The sequence below is a fragment of the Herbaspirillum sp. RV1423 genome (assembly GCF_000577615.1).
Taxonomy (GTDB): domain Bacteria; phylum Pseudomonadota; class Gammaproteobacteria; order Burkholderiales; family Burkholderiaceae_D; genus Herbaspirillum.
In genome coordinates this window covers 1-14,702 of record NZ_CBXX010000009.1, presented here as the reverse complement: position 1 = coordinate 14,702, position 14,702 = coordinate 1, and the positions used below count along the sequence as shown (strand labels likewise).

Sequence of the window (14,702 nt, the reverse complement as noted above, 5' to 3'; positions counted from 1 at the left end):
AATCTCCTGTTACGGCTGTTGCGGCTGATGTGTACCACCCTCTGCCGGCGTGCGATGGCGGCGTGCTTCTTGACGGCGCGCCAGCCGTTGATGAACGCCCGCAAACACGACGGGAACGAAAAATAAAGTCGACACGGTAGCGAAGATGAGGCCGCCGATCACGGCGCGGCCGAGCGGCGCATTCTGCTCGGCGCCTTCGCCCAGGCCCAGCGCCATCGGGATCATGCCGATGATCATCGCCAGCGCCGTCATCAGCACCGGACGGATGCGCGTGGCGCCCGATTCCAACGCGGCGGCCAGCGGCGTGGCGCCCTCGTCCTTGCGCTGGCGCGCGAACGAGACGATCAGGATACTGTTGGCGGTCGCCACCCCCATGGTCATGATGGCGCCGGTCAGCGCCGGCACGGACAGCGTGGTCCCGGTGATGAACAGCATCCAGGCGATCCCCGCCAATGCGGCCGGCAAGGCGGCGATGATGATGGCGGCATCGATCCATGACTGGAAGTTGACCACCACCAGCAGGTACACCAGCACGATCGCCATCGCCAGGCCGACGCCCAGGCCGATGAAGGAAGACTGCATGGTCTGCACCTGCCCGCGCACGACGATCTGGCTGCCGCGCGACAGTTTCGGACGCATCTCTGCGACCAGCTTTTCGACCTTGCCGGCGACGGTCGCCAGGTCGGTGCCCTGCACGCTGACATAGACGTCGATGGCGGGCAGGATGTTGTAACGCGACGCGACTGCCAATTGCTTGCCCGGCGTGACTTCCACCAGGTTGCCCAGCAATTGGGTGTTGCTCTGGGCGCCAGCGGCAACGGCAGCCGCGCCGCCGGCACCAACCGGAATATTGAGCAACGCGTCGAGCGAATCGACACGGTATTGCGGCGACTGCACCGCAATGTTGTAGACCACGCCATTCTGCGGATTAAGCCAGAAGGCCGGCGCCGTCTGCGAGCTGCCGGACAAGGCGATCAGCACGTTCTGGCCGACGTTGGCCGCCGACAGACCGAATTGCTGCAGCCGCGTGCGGTCCATCCGCATGTCGAGGCTCGGCCCATCCAGGCGTTGATGGACGTGCGCGTCCACCGCGCCCGGAATCTGGCGGATCTGCTTGGTCAGCTCCGCGGCCAGCGCGGCATTCGCTTCCATATTCTGTCCGGTGAACTGGACGTCGATCGCAGCGGGAAGACCGAAGTTCAGGATCTGCGTGACGATGTCGGCCGGCTGGAAAAAGAATTCGATGCCGGGGAAGCGCTTGGGCAGTTCGGCGCGCAGCATGCTGACCAATCGTTCGGTGGGGCGATGGCCTTCACGCAGCGACATCAGGATCTCGCCGTCGAGCGTGCCGATGGTGCCGGCGTTGCTATATGACAGGTTGATGCCGCTGTTGGGCACGCCGATGTTGTCGAGGATGGTTTCCAGCTCCTCCGCCGGGATCATTTCGCGGATGGCCGCCTCCACCTGGTCGGCGGCACGTGCGGTCTCCTCGATGCGGGTGCCGGTCGGCATGCGCATGTGCAGGCGGATCTGACCGCCGTCGACGTTGGGGAAGAAGTCGCGCCCGAGGAAAGGGTACAGCAGGCAGGACAGCAGGCAGAAACCGAGGAAGGCCAGCGCGAAGCGGCGGCGGTGCGAGAGCAGCGACGACAGCACCAGCGTGTAGGCGCGGCGCACGCGCTCGAAACGACTGTCGAAGCCGCGGTACACGCGTTGCAGCAGGCTGGGCTTGCCGCCGTCATCGCCATGCGCATTGCCCATCAACAGCATCACCAGCGTCGGCACCAGCGTCCGCGACAGGATATAGGACGCCGCCATCGCAAACACCACCGCTTCGGCCAGCGGCACGAACAGGAAGCGCGCCACGCCGGACAGGAAGAACATCGGCACGAACACGATACAGATACACACGGTCGAAACGAACGCCGGCACGCCGATTTCGCCGGCGCCGACGATGATGGCGTCATGCAGCGGCTTACCCATATGCATGTGACGCTCGATGTTTTCGATGGTCACGATGGCCTGGTCGACCAGGATGCCGACCGAGAGCGCCAGCCCCCCCAGCGTCATCAGGTTGAGCGTCTCGCCGAGCATGTACAGCACCAGGATCGAGGCCAGGATCGACAGCGGGATGGTCAGGCCGATGATCAGCGTGCTGCGCCAGTTGCCCAGGAACAGCAGCACCATCGCGGCCGTCAGGCCGGCGGCGATCAGCGCTTCGGCGACCACGCCCTTGACCGCCGCCTTGACGAACAGCGACTGGTCGAACAGCGGCGTGATCTTGACGTCCGACGGCATGGTCTGCTGCGCCTGCGGCAGCAGCGCGCGCAGGTTGTTGACGATGTCCAGCGTCGACGCGCCGCCGTTTTTCAGCACCGACAGCAGGACGCCGCGCACGCCGTCCTGGCGCACCACATTGGTTTGCGGCGAGAAGCCGTCGCGCACGTAGGCCACGTCCTTGATATACGTGGTGGCGCCGCCGCTGGTGCGCACCGGCAGGTCGTTGAGGCCCGCCACCGCTTCAGGCGAACCGTTCATCTTGACGCTATATTCCGTGGCGCCGAACTTGGCGGTGCCGGACGGCAGGATCAGGTTTTGCGCATTGATGGCGTTGACCACGTCGACCGGCGACAGGCCGCGCGCCTGCATCGCCTGCGTGTCGAGGTCGACCGAGATCAGGCGGCTCTTGCCGCCGTACGGATACGGCACCGCGACGCCGGGTATCGTGATCAGTTGCGGACGCAAGGTGTTGATGGCCGTATCGAACAGCGATTGCTCGGGCAAGGTCGGACTCGACAAGGCCAGTTGCATGACCGGAATGCTGGAGGCCGAATACTTGATCACCAGCGGCGGCGTAATGCCCGGCGGCAGTTGGCGCAATTGCGATTGCACCGAAGCGACCACCTGGGCGATGGCGTTCTGGATGTTGGCGTTAGGCTGGAAGAATACCTTGATGACGGCGACGCCGGCCAGCGATTGCGATTCGATGTGCTCGATGTCGCTGACCACCGTGGTCAGGCCGCGCTCATTCTGCGCCGAGATGCGGCGGCCCATTTCCTCGGCCGACAGGCCGTTGTAGTTCCAGATGATGCTGATCACCGGAATATTGATTTCCGGGAAAATATCGGTCGCCATTTTCATGAGGACCAGCGGCGTTGACAGCACGATCAGCATCGCCATCACAATAAAGGTGTAAGGGCGACGTAGCGCCAGCTCGACCATGGACATGAACGTTGGTTCCCTGAAGTGAGACTTTAATTATACTCAGAATAATTTTCTGCAAAGCTACTATCACGGGGCCTTTTCCGCCCTTATTGCCTTTATATTGCCGTCTTTCTGCAGCCGACCCACAAAAGCCTTACCATTTCAACCTCATGCCACCACGACATCCCATGGAAGCCTTGCGCACCCGTATCGAGGCCAGCGTCATCGGTATCAGCCGGCCGCCGGGCAGTCCGGACTTCCGCCTGCCCAAGGGCGACCCCGGGCTGTTCGGTCCGGCGTCAGCCTGCTGGCAAGTGCACAGCGACTTTACCGCCATGCTGATCGGCGGCGTCAGCGCGCTGTTATTGCAGATGCTGCATCCGTTGCCGCTGGCCGGCGTCTGGGATCATTCCACATTTCAGCAAGACATGCTTGGACGCCTGCGGCGCACCGCGCAATTCATTGCGGGGACCACCTACGGCAGCAGCGCCGATGCCGAGCGGCTGATCGCGCGCGTGCGCCATATCCACGGCGCTGTGCGCGGCGTTGCCGCAGACGGGCGCGTCTATGCGGCGGACGATCCGGAATTGCTGACCTGGGTGCATGCGGCGGAAGTATCGAGTTTCCTGCGTGCCTATGTGCGCTATCGCCATCCCGCGTTCAGCCCCGAACGTCAGAACCAATATCTCGACGAAATCGCCCTGATTGCACAAAAATTGGGAGCAAGGAATGTGCCACGCAACCTGGCAGACATGCAGGAGTATATAGAAAACATGCGCCCTCAGTTACGCTGCGAAGAACGCACGCTGAAGACGCTGGGGCTGGTGATGAATGCGCCTTCGCCGCATGCGCTGGCGGTGCCTTGGACGCGCTTGATGATGCATGCCGGCGTGGATTTGCTGCCGGACTGGGCCAAGCAGCAACTGGGCGTGAAGGCCTTACGGCCTTTGCAACAGGCGATCCTGCATCAGGCCGTTGCGGTCGCAGCCAAACCGGTGCGCTGGGCGGTGCGGCAAAGTTCCGCCCAATTGGCTCGCCAGCGCGTGACCGGCGCTTAGTGCGCGTCGGCTGACGGCGCTGCCGGCGCTCCCACCTTGCGCATCAGCGGCACCAGCGCGACCGCCACCAGGAAGCAGGCCATCACCGCCATGAAAGCGTCGGCGAAAGTCTGCGTCTGCGCTTCGCGCATGGTCAGGCGCCACAACTGCTGCAGGGCCGCCGTCGGTGCACTGCCGCCGTCCAGTCCCCACGCCAGCAAGTTGGCGCCGTTGCCCTGAATCAGAGTGTTCATCGCTTCGTTGGTGCTGTTGAGATGTTCGGCCAGGCGCAGGAAATGCAAATTGGCGCGGTCGTTGAGGATCGTGCCGCAGACCGCGATGCCGATGGCGCCGCCGAGGTTGCGCATCAGGTTGAACAAGCCCGAGGCCAGCTTGAGGCGCTCCGGCTTCAGCGCTCCCAGCGTCAGGGTCACCACCGGCGCCACCGCGAATTGCTGCGCGAAACCGCGCAAGGCCTGCGGCAACATCAACTCGCGCCAGCCCCAGTCGTGCGTGATCGGCGTGAAGTTCCACATGCTCAGCGCAAAGCAACTCATGCCGAACATCATCAGCCAGCGCAGGTCGATGCGGCGGGCAAAATAGGCGTACAACGGAATCGAGCAGACCTGGAAAAGGCCTGTCGAGAAAATCGACAATCCGATGTCAAGCGCGCTGAAACCGCGCACATGCGCGAGAAACACCGGCGTCAGGTAGACCGTCGAAAAGATGCCGATGCCGGTGACGAAAGAGAAGAAACAGCCCAGCGCGAAATTGCGATCCTTGAGCGCGCGCAGGTCGACCACCGGATTGTCGTAGACCAGGCTGCGCCAGATGAAGCCGACGCCGGCCACGATGGAAATCCACACCGTCGTGCGGATCACCTCGTCACCCATCCAGCCCAGGCGCGGCCCTTCTTCCAGCGAATACTCAAGACAACCGAGACTCGTCGCCAGCAGGATCATGCCGAAATAATCCGCGCCCTTGAGCAGCGACAGATTCGGCTTGTCGATGCGCACCAGCATCGGCACCACCACCGCCACGAAAATCCCCGGCGCCAGGTTGATGAAGAACAGCCAGTGCCATGAATAATTGCTGGTGATCCAGCCGCCCACGGTCGGCCCCAGCGTCGGCGCCAGCGATGACAGCGCGCCCACGGTCGCGGCGGCGATCACGCGCTGATGGCCGGAGAAGTAAAAGAACGCCGACGTGAACACCATCGGAATCATCGACCCGCCGAGGAAACCTTGCAGCGCGCGGAATGCGATCATGCTGTTGATGTCCCACGCCACGCCGCATAACATGCTGGCAATAGTGAAGCCGACCGCCGACGCGCTGAACAGCCAGCGCGTCGACATTACGCGCGACAGCCAGCCTGACAACGGGATCACGATGATCTCGGCGATCAGATAACTGGTCTGCACCCAGGCGGTTTCATCAGCGCCGGCCGACAAGCCTCCGCCGATGTCGGCCAGCGAGGCCGAGACGATCTGGATGTCGAGCAAGGCGATGAACATGCCAACGCACATCGTGGCGAAGGCGAGTATCTTGGCGCGTTGCGTCAACTCGGCTGCGGAAACTCCGGCGGCGCTCATGCTCAGCTCCGCTTGGCCGGGCGTTCATCGACTTCCGCCGTCACCGACAAGCCGGGCCGCAGCTTGCCCAGTCGCGCCGCTTCGCCGTCGAGCAGGATGCGCACCGGCACGCGTTGGACGATCTTGGTGAAATTGCCGGTGGCGTTTTCCGCCGGCAGGATGCTGAACTGGGCGCCGGTCGCCGGCGCGATGCTGGCAAGATGGCCTTCGAAGACCTCGCCGGGCAGGATGTCGGCCTTGATCTTCACCGCCATGCCGGGCTGGAAACGGGCGATCTGGCTTTCCTTGAAGTTGGCGTCGACCCACAAGCCCTGCGCCGGCACCACCGACAGTAATTGTGCGCCGGTGGCCGCATACGCGCCCAGGCGCGCGCGCCGGTTGCCGACCACGCCGTCGACCGGCGCGCGCAGTTCGGTATAGGCGACATTGAGTTCGGCCAGGTTGCGTTCGGCGACAGCCTGCTGCAGCGCCGCCTGCGCTTTCTGCTTTTGCGTGGCGAGCACGTCGAGCTGGCGTTGCGCTGCGATCAGGCCGGCTTGCACCTTCTGGCCGTTGGCGACCGCCTGCTTGTAGTCGGCATCGGCCTTCTGGAAGCTCTGGATCGAGACGGCCGCTTTCGCCGACAGGCTCTGATAGCGCGTCTGGTCGTCGCGCGTGCGCGTCACATCGGCGTTGCTGGCAACGACTCCAGCCTTGTTCTGCTCGATCACGGCTTCCTGCAGACGGCGCTCGGCGTCGATGTTGGCCAGCGTTGCCTGCTGCGCCTGGACGGCTGCATCGAGTTTGAGCAGCACTGCCCGGTAATCGCGGTCGTCGATCTTGATCAGCAAGTCGCCGGCTTTGACGCGCTGGTTATCGGTGACCAGCACTTGCGCGATGTTGCCCGCCACCTTGGGCGCGATCACCGTGATGTCGCCGCCGACGTAGGCGTCGTCCGTGTGCTCCCAATAACGTCCCTCCGTGAACCAGTAAATCAGATAGCCGATCACGGCCAGCGCAACCAGCGCCGACACGCTCAGTTTGACCGCGCCCTTTTTCCCTGTCCGTGCAGCGCTCCCGCTTGTTTCCGCAACACTTGCTTGATTCGTCATGTTCTACCCCAGTCTTTCTTTGGTTTCGCCCGCTTGGGGCCGGTAATGAAAAGTCGCCTTGCGGCAAGTTGTTTACTGCACAAATATTTTTCCAACTGCTAGTTGCTTTCATTTTGATAGTTAGATTAAACTAGACACTATCATTTTGCAAGTAACTTTTCAAGACACCACATTTCGACATTTGTTGAGGGGAAGCGACATGGACAGCAGCAGACTCACGGGATCGGCGAAACTCTCCGTCATTGCACTGGCGGCGGGCATCTTTCTGGCTGGCTGCGCCAGCGGCCCCGACTACCTGGCGCCGACCACGGCGACCGGGCCGTTTCACAACGCCGCCCTGCTGGAGCAGCACAACGCGGCTGCGCCAATGCCGCAATTGGATCAATGGTGGCAAGGTTTCAACGATCCGGTCCTGAGCCGCATCGTACAGCGCGCGCTGGAACAGAACCTCGACCTCGCCGCTTCGCTGGCGCGTGTGGAGCAGGCGCAGGCCGCCGCACAACAGGCCGGCGCGCAGCGCCTGCCGCAAGCATCGCTGGACACCGAAGCGGTGCGCCAGCGCCAGTCGCTCAACAGTCCGCTCGGCAAGATCGCCTCCAACTTCCCCGGTTATGAGCGCACCCAGACACTGTACGATGTCGGCGTCGGCGCGAGTTGGGAACTGGACCTGGCCGGCGCGCTCAAGCGCGGCGCCGAAGCCGCCAATGCCGAGCGCGACGCCGCCGAAGCGGATCATCTGGGCGTGCGCATTTCGATTGCGGCGGAATCGGCGGACGCTTATTTCCGCATCCGCAGCGCGCAGGCGCGCATCCGCCTGGCGGAAGATCAGGCGCGGACCAGCGGAAAGTTGCTGGACCTGGTCCGGCTGCGTCTGCACGACGGCCTTTCCAGCCAGCGCGAGGATGCCCTGGCGCTGGCGCAACTATCGCAGGCGCGCGCCACCATCCCGCCGCTGCGCATCGAACTGGAACGCCAGCTCAATCGGCTCGACGTCCTGATGGGCGCCGCGCCCGGCACCTATGCGCGTGAACTGAACGCCAGCGCCGATACGGCGATCGCCGCCGTGCCCGCCATCAGCGTCGCCGAAGGCAGCGCCGGCCTGCTGCGCCGCCGCCCCGATGTGCTCGCCGCAGAGCGCAAGCTGGCCGCCTCGAATGCGCGCATCGGCGTGGCGATGGCCGAGTACTACCCCAAGCTGTCTCTGTCGGCGCTGCTCGGTTTTGAAAGCCTCGGCGCTGCCGGCCTGTTCACGGCCGACAGCTTCCAGCCGCAGGCGGCGCTCGGATTGCGCTGGCGCCTGTTCGATTTCGGCCGTATCGATGCCGAGGTGGAACGCGCCAAAGGCGCCAACCACGAAGCACTGGCTCGCTATCGGCAATCCATCCTGCGCGCCACCGAAGACGTCGAGAATGCTATCGTCACGCTGGTCCAGTTGGAAAAGCAAAGCGCCGAACTGGCTGATGAAGTCGCTGCCCGCCAGCACGCGCGCAGCACCGCGGAGGATGCCTACAAGGGCGGCGTGCTCAGCCTGAGCGAAGTGCTGGAAGAAGACCGTTTGCTGCTGCGCGCCCGCGACCAGTTGGCACAAGTACGCGGCGACGACGCGCGTGCTGCGGTGTCGGCATTCCGTTCTTTGGGCGGAGGCTGGTAAAGATAAGGAAGGCGTTTCCGGCGCAGCCGTCTGCCAAGACAGCGTGCGCGGAAAGGCAAAAAGGCTTCAGGCCGATGCGGCCCGGTTGCGTGCTTCGTAAGTCTTGAGATGGGTATAGACCACTTGCAGCAGGTCCGTCTTGACAGCGGCTTCGCGCCCGCGGCGCAGCAGGTCGCCGATGATGTGGTCGGCTTCGATGCGCGCGCCGTTGCCGATGTCGCGGAACATCGAGGCGGTCAGCGTCGAGCCGGCTTCGGTCAGCAGCTTGCGGGTGCGTTCGTAAAACGGTCCGCCCGGCGCGTGGCCGTTGGCGGCGGCGATGCCGCTGCATTCTTCGAGCAGGGCGCTGACGAATTCCAATCCGCCCGGCGCTTCCATGATCGGACCGATGCTGGAGCGCATCAGGCTGGTGCTGCCGGCCAGCGAGGCCAGCATGATCCATTTTTCCCACATCGATTGCAAGATGGCCGGGCTGGGGTTCACGTCGAAGCCGACGCCTGCCATTTCCTTTTCGATCGCGCCCACGCGCGCGGACATGGCGCCATCGCGTTCCCCGAAGGTCACGCCGTGGAAGGTGTTGAGATGGCGGATCGCGCCGTCGGCGTCGACGGTGCTGGCGATCACGCACTGGCCGCCAAGGATTTTCTCCGCACCGAAGCGTTCGCTCAGCACATCGAGATGCAGCATGCCGTTGAGCAGCGGCAAAATCACCGTCTGAGGCCCCACCCCCGCAGCGAAGGAATCGATGGCGTCGGCGAGATCGTAAGCCTTGCAACTGAGGATGATCAGGTCGTAGCTCTGCTCCAGGTTCTCTTTCAGCACCGTCGGCGGCTGTTGCAGGTTCAGGTCGCCCACCGGGCTCCTGATCTGCAAACCGTTCCCCGCGAGCAGTTCCGCGCGTTTGGCGCGCACCAGGAAGTGCACGTCGCGTCCCGCAGCCAGCATGCGGCCGCCGAAATATCCGCCGACCGCGCCGGCTCCCACCACCAATGTTCGCATTGCTAAGTCTCCTTGTTTTTCGCCTCTAGATATTCTTGCGCAGTCACATGCTGCACACCGCTTTGACCGGCGCCGGTATAGGGAAGATTACGGTTGCCCCAATCGTACATGGCGGCGATCACAATATGAAAGTCCCGGCCACGGTCGGTCAGGATGTATTCGTAGCGCGGCGGATGTTCCCGATACTGGCGGCGTTCCAGCAGCCCCGCATCGATCAGCGTCTGCAATCGGCGCGCCAACATATTCGGCGATATTGCCAGATTTTTCTGAAACTGGTCGAAGCGGCTCAATCCGCGCAGGCAATCCCGCAATATCAGGATGCTCCACCACTCGCCCACCATCTGCAGCGTGCAAGCGATTGGGCATTCCTGATCGTCGATGCATTTGTGGCGCATGCGCGATATCGGTGCTCGCCGGCTTACTGCCGATAGCGCGCAGCAGGATTCTTCAGCGACAGGTTCGGGCCCATGGCCTGGCGCGCCGCAGTCAGCGCTTCCCACTGCGCAACGTCCGGCAGCGACGGAATCGTCACCTGCTCGCCCAGATCCAGACCAGCCAGCGCGGCGTTGACCAGATCGTCCACACCCATCAGCATGGCTTCCGGCAGATGTTCGATATCGGTGCCGGAACGCTCCCATATTTCGGTGCGCGTGGCACCCGGCAGCACGGCCTGCACGCGCACGCCGTGCTTGCCCAGTTCGTTTTGCAGCGACTGGCTCAGGTTCAGCACGAAGGCCTTGGTGCCGCTGTAGGCGCCGTTGAACATTTCAGGCGCCAGCGCCAGCACCGAGGCGATGTTGATCAGCGTGCCGCCCTTGCGCGCGATGAAGCCGGGCGCAACCGCCGCTGCCAGACGCAGCACCGCCGTGATGTTGAGCTGGATCATGGCGTCGTATTTTTCAACGTCGCCATCCGCCAGTTCGCCGGCGATCGCCATGCCTGCGTTGTTGACCAGCATCGCCACGGAGGCGTCGCTGCGCAGGCGCTGTTCGACTTTAAGCAGGTCAGCCTTGTTGACCAGATCGGCCGGCAATACTTCCACCTTCACGGCGGTTTCCCGACGCAGGCGCTCCGCCAGTTTTTCCAGGCGTTGCACGTCGCGTGCGACCAGGATCAGGTCGTAGCCGCGGTGGGCCAGACGATCGGCGTAGGTGGCGCCGATGCCGGTCGAGGCGCCGGTGATCACGGCGGTGCCGGACTTATTGCTTGTTGCGTTGCTCATCTTGTTCTCCGAAAGGTTAGAAGTAATGCCCGACCATTCGGACAGTTACTTTCATTATAATAGTAACTAAACGCATGTCAAGCAAGCACACTATTTCAATCGGATCGATAGGGAATGGCTAAGGCCGACGCACGCGCTCTTTCCGCATCGGCGAAGAATGCAGATGCGGATGTGGACAGAAAGTGCTTGCGCGGAATATTTCCGGCGAAGCAGTGCGCCCGATGGACGCAATGGATCACTCGCGGATCACTCGCCGAGCAGCAGGCCCGGGAAGTTGCGCATGGTGCGCACGAACGGCGCAGTGTTGCCGAGCGCGCGCGAAACCACCAGCGCGCCATGCAGGGAAATCATCGCGTCCTCGGCGCGGCGTGCGGCCTCTTCGGCGCCGACGCCGGTTTCGGCGACCACGGCGGCCAGCGCCTTGATCAGACCGCTCAGGCGCTGCTTCAGGTATTGTTGAAACAAATCGCCCGCTTCGCCGATGGTGAACAGGTCGGTCAGGCACGGCTTGGCGCCCTTGGCGTAAAACTCGCTCAGTCCGGCGCTGAACTTCTTCAGGCGCTTTTCCGCCGGCGCGTCTTCCGCCAGCGCCGGCATCACATGCTCGCCGAGCCAGATGCCGACCGCTTCCAGCGCCGCTTCAGCCATGTCTGCCTTGCCGTTGGGGAAGTAATGGTAGAGACTGGATTTGCCCAGGCCGGTGGCTTGCGACAGGCTCGCCAGGGTCGCCCCCTGATATCCCGAACGCCGGAACTCGGCAAGGATGCGTTGGACGACTTCATCTCGGGACAAGGTAGGCGCGGGCATAAGCGTGATTTCAAGATTAAGTGAGGCTGACGGACTGCATGAAGGCGACATGAACGCGTCCGCAACGCGCCGCCCGGATGCAATTACGTGCGATTACGTGCTTGCGGACAGGTGACGGCGCGGTTTTCGTTTTCAAGGATTATAAATTTATTTGACAATACGATTTCGATTGTTTATTGTACCGATCGTTCGGTACAGTTTATTGAGGATACGACCGATCCGCCGCTTTCGTTGCCATCGTTGTCATTATCATCATCCAGAGGAGATTCCGCCATGCAACCCAACCAACCCATCCGCCTCTACGGCTTTCCGCTTTCCGGCCATAGCCATCGCGTGCAGTTGTTCCTGAACATGCTCGGCTTGCCGCATGAGTTCATCTATGTCGACCTGCCCAACAAGGCGCAAAAGGAAGCCTCGTTCCTCGCCAGGAATCCGCGCGGCCAGGTGCCGGTGATCGAGGACGGCGACATTACGCTGTACGACTCGACTGCCATCTTGGTCTACCTCGCCAGGCAATACGGCGACGGTGGTTGGCTGCCCGGCGATCCCGTCGACGCAGCACGCGTACAGCAATTCCTCTCGCTGGCCTCGGGCGAAGTGCTTGAAGGTCCGGCCAAGGCGCGCATGGTGAAACTCTTCAACGCGCCTTTGGATTATCAGCAAGCAAAGGAAAAAGCATTCTCGTTGCTGCAACTGCTGGACGCGCACCTGGCCGGCCGCAACTTCCTGGTCGGTACGCGCCCGACCATTGCCGACATCGCCTGTTACAGCTACGTTGCGCATGCGCCCGAAGGTGGCGTCAGCCTGGATGCTTATCCGCATGTGCGCGGCTGGGTCGCCCGTATCGAAAGCCTGCCGGACTTCGTGCCGATGCCCGCTTCGCCGTTGGCGGCGTGATCGTTGGTTGATGCGATGAACCGACAAAGCCGGAGCCGACCATGAACGAATTCATCCCCGCCCCGCCGCCCGACAACGCCTTCCACTCCGGCGAGCTGCATGCGCAACAGCGCGCCGGCGCGCTGGAGAAGATGGCGACCATCGGTTCCAAGGTGATTCGCACCTTCATGCCGGAGCAGCATCGGCAATTCTTCGGACAATTGCCGTTCATGCTGATCGGCAGCCAGGACGACGACGGCCAACCCTGGGCGTCGATCCTGGTCGGCGAGCCCGGCTTTGTTTCATCTCCCGACGAACAGCGGCTCGACATCCGCGCACAACCGCATCGCTCCGATCCTTTGCACGATAACCTGCGCGAAGGCGCGGCGCTCGGTTTGCTGGGGATCGAACCGCACACGCGGCGGCGCAATCGCGCCAACGGCATTGCCCACAGTTTCGACCGCGACGGATTTTCGGTCGCCATCGCCCAGAGCTTCGGCAATTGTCCCAAATACATACAGGCGCGCGAGCCACGGCTGGTCGATATCGATGCGGCGGCCGTCGCCGTAGAGGAAAGCGCGGTGCTGACGCCGGCGATGCAGCGCATCATCGCCGCCGCCGACACCTTTTTCATTGCCACCGCCGTCCACGGAGAAGCCAATCGCACCGAAGGACGGCACGGCGCCGATGTCTCGCATCGCGGCGGCAAGCCGGGATTCGTTCGCATCGATGGCGACCGCACACTGACGGCGCCGGACTTCGTGGGCAACTTTTTCTTCAACACCATCGGCAATCTGCTCACGCACCCGCGCGCCGGATTGCTGTTCGTCGATTTCGCCAGCGGCGACCTGCTCTATCTGGCAGTCGTCGCCGAAGTCATCTGGGGCGGCGCCGACGTGGAGTCCTATGCAGGCGCGCAAAGGCTGCTGCGCTTTCAGGTGACGCAAGCGAAGCTGGTCAGTTCGGTGCTTCCGCTGCGCTGGGGCGAGGCGGTGCAATCACCGTTTCTGGAATCCATGGGCACATGGAGCTGATTCACCGCAGGGAAAGGAAAACGCGCGTTCCGGGAACGTCGCTGAAGTCGGCTGTATTCAATTGATCCAAGGACATTCCTGAATGCTCTCGATGACTTTGTAGAGTGCGGCGAAGCCGGTATTGTCGAATACTTCCCGCACCGCCGGCTGCATACCCGCCACGAGTAACCGGTCGCGCGCGCCCTGCGCCTTTTTGCTGAGCAGGAAAAGCACGCGCAAACCCGCCGACCCGAGCTCCGTCAATTCACTGAAATCCAGGATCAGTCTCCTTGCCGTGCCGTCGCATCGCATGGTCAATTGCCTCACGAACTCCGACGCGCCGGCCGAGTCCAGCCGGCCGGCCGCGCGAACGATCAACACTTCATTGCTTTGGCTTGTTTCAATCTTCATGATTTTTCTCGTCAGACAATTCCGCCTCGTCGTGATAAAAATCGGGCGACGTATTTAGCGTCTTCCCAACCATCACCAACCCCGTGGATTAAACACGAATTCATTGCCATCTCCCGCCAAATCCAATAAATATTGCATTTTCTAAAATTAATGAAGTTGCTTCATCGATGATTTACCAGGCAGACCGATAAATACATCACAATGTGATATATTTATTTTCCTGTATTCCTGGACGACAACAGTTCCTTTCATCCTTCTTGAACAACTTCCACCATGCGCCACCAACGCGACTTCGGCCTTGATCGCCGCGTACTTTTCCTCGCCTGCATTGCCGTCGGCATCGGCATGGCCGCCACCGTCGCCGCCTTCGTACTGCTGAACCTGATTCATTTCTTTACCAACCTGTTCTTTTTTCAGACGTTTTCGCTCGCCGACCGTTCACCGGCGGAACACACGCTCGGCATGTGGGTGATGGCGGTCCCGGTTGCCGGCGGACTCATCGTCGGACTGATGGCGCGTTTCGGCTCCGACAAGATTCGCGGCCACGGCATTCCGGAAGCGATCGAAGCGATTCTGTTCGGCAAGAGCAAGATGTCCGGCAAGGTCGCATTGCTCAAGCCGCTGGCCTCCGGCATCGTCATCGGCAGTGGCGGTCCGTTCGGTGCCGAAGGGCCGATCATCATGACCGGCGGCGCCATCGGCTCGCTGATCGCCCAGCATTTCCATGTCAGCGCGGCGGAACGCAAAACGCTGCTGGTCGCAGGGGCCACCGCCGGCATGACCGCCGTGTTCGGCACGC

At 62.5% G+C, this 14,702-nt stretch carries 13 protein-coding genes; 5 read left to right on the top strand and 8 right to left on the bottom strand.

Features of this window, described 5'->3' with window-relative positions:
* Window positions 1–9 precede the first annotated feature (9 nt).
* Window positions 10–3,228: an efflux RND transporter permease subunit gene (locus RV1423_RS11185; RefSeq protein WP_034296556.1), complete on the bottom strand. Its 3,219-nt coding sequence runs from the start codon at window positions 3,226–3,228 to the stop codon at window positions 10–12.
* 164 nt (window positions 3,229–3,392) lie between these two features.
* On the opposite strand from RV1423_RS11185, the gene RV1423_RS11180 reads away from it, so the two are divergent.
* Entirely contained in the window at window positions 3,393–4,262 is an 870-nt protein-coding gene (locus RV1423_RS11180; RefSeq protein ID WP_034296555.1) for an oxygenase MpaB family protein, read from the top strand.
* Here the strand turns inward: RV1423_RS11180 and RV1423_RS11175 are convergent.
* Both RV1423_RS11175 and RV1423_RS11170 read right to left on the bottom strand, forming a co-directional pair.
* Entirely contained in the window at window positions 4,259–5,833 is a 1,575-nt protein-coding gene (locus tag RV1423_RS11175) for a DHA2 family efflux MFS transporter permease subunit (protein ID WP_034296553.1), read from the bottom strand. The genes RV1423_RS11180 and RV1423_RS11175 overlap by 4 nt on opposite strands.
* A gap of 2 nt (window positions 5,834–5,835) precedes the next feature.
* Window positions 5,836–6,924: an HlyD family secretion protein gene (locus tag RV1423_RS11170; protein ID WP_034296550.1), complete on the bottom strand. Its 1,089-nt coding sequence runs from the start codon at window positions 6,922–6,924 to the stop codon at window positions 5,836–5,838.
* 199 nt (window positions 6,925–7,123) lie between these two features.
* On the opposite strand from RV1423_RS11170, the gene RV1423_RS11165 reads away from it, so the two are divergent.
* Window positions 7,124–8,575, top strand: a complete 1,452-nt coding sequence (locus RV1423_RS11165) for an efflux transporter outer membrane subunit (protein WP_034296548.1) — start codon at window positions 7,124–7,126, stop codon at window positions 8,573–8,575.
* Between the two features lie 66 nt (window positions 8,576–8,641).
* Here RV1423_RS11165 and panE read toward each other — a convergent pair whose 3' ends face one another.
* The 4 genes from panE to RV1423_RS11145 all read right to left on the bottom strand — a co-directional run bounded on the left by panE (window position 8,642) and on the right by RV1423_RS11145 (window position 11,603).
* Window positions 8,642–9,574 carry a 2-dehydropantoate 2-reductase gene (panE, locus tag RV1423_RS11160; protein WP_034296547.1) on the bottom strand — a complete coding sequence of 311 codons (933 nt, stop codon included), beginning with the start codon at window positions 9,572–9,574 and terminating at the stop codon, window positions 8,642–8,644.
* A 2-nt stretch (window positions 9,575–9,576) separates the two neighbouring features.
* Window positions 9,577–9,969: a helix-turn-helix domain-containing protein gene (locus RV1423_RS11155; RefSeq protein WP_034296545.1), complete on the bottom strand. Its 393-nt coding sequence runs from the start codon at window positions 9,967–9,969 to the stop codon at window positions 9,577–9,579.
* Window positions 9,970–9,992: 23 nt separating this feature from the next.
* Window positions 9,993–10,796: an SDR family oxidoreductase gene (locus RV1423_RS11150; RefSeq protein ID WP_034296543.1), complete on the bottom strand. Its 804-nt coding sequence runs from the start codon at window positions 10,794–10,796 to the stop codon at window positions 9,993–9,995.
* Window positions 10,797–11,042: 246 nt separating this feature from the next.
* Window positions 11,043–11,603 carry a TetR/AcrR family transcriptional regulator gene (locus RV1423_RS11145; RefSeq protein ID WP_051516634.1) on the bottom strand — a complete coding sequence of 187 codons (561 nt, stop codon included), beginning with the start codon at window positions 11,601–11,603 and terminating at the stop codon, window positions 11,043–11,045.
* Window positions 11,604–11,876: 273 nt separating this feature from the next.
* On the opposite strand from RV1423_RS11145, the gene RV1423_RS11140 reads away from it, so the two are divergent.
* A complete protein-coding gene (locus RV1423_RS11140) occupies window positions 11,877–12,500 on the top strand; it encodes a glutathione S-transferase family protein (RefSeq protein ID WP_034296541.1) in 624 nt (207 codons plus the stop codon).
* 41 nt (window positions 12,501–12,541) lie between these two features.
* The gene (locus RV1423_RS11135; protein ID WP_051516633.1) at window positions 12,542–13,513 is read left to right on the top strand and encodes a pyridoxamine 5'-phosphate oxidase family protein; all 972 of its coding nucleotides are present in this window, start codon (window positions 12,542–12,544) and stop codon (window positions 13,511–13,513) included.
* 57 nt (window positions 13,514–13,570) lie between these two features.
* Here RV1423_RS11135 and RV1423_RS11130 read toward each other — a convergent pair whose 3' ends face one another.
* Complete coding sequence (locus RV1423_RS11130; RefSeq protein ID WP_034296539.1) at window positions 13,571–13,903, bottom strand: STAS domain-containing protein; 333 nt, start codon at window positions 13,901–13,903, stop codon at window positions 13,571–13,573.
* 273 nt (window positions 13,904–14,176) lie between these two features.
* Here RV1423_RS11130 and RV1423_RS11125 point away from each other — a divergent pair.
* Window positions 14,177–14,702, top strand: a 526-nt coding sequence (locus tag RV1423_RS11125) for a chloride channel protein (protein ID WP_034296537.1), incomplete at its 3' end; no start/stop codon positions are given.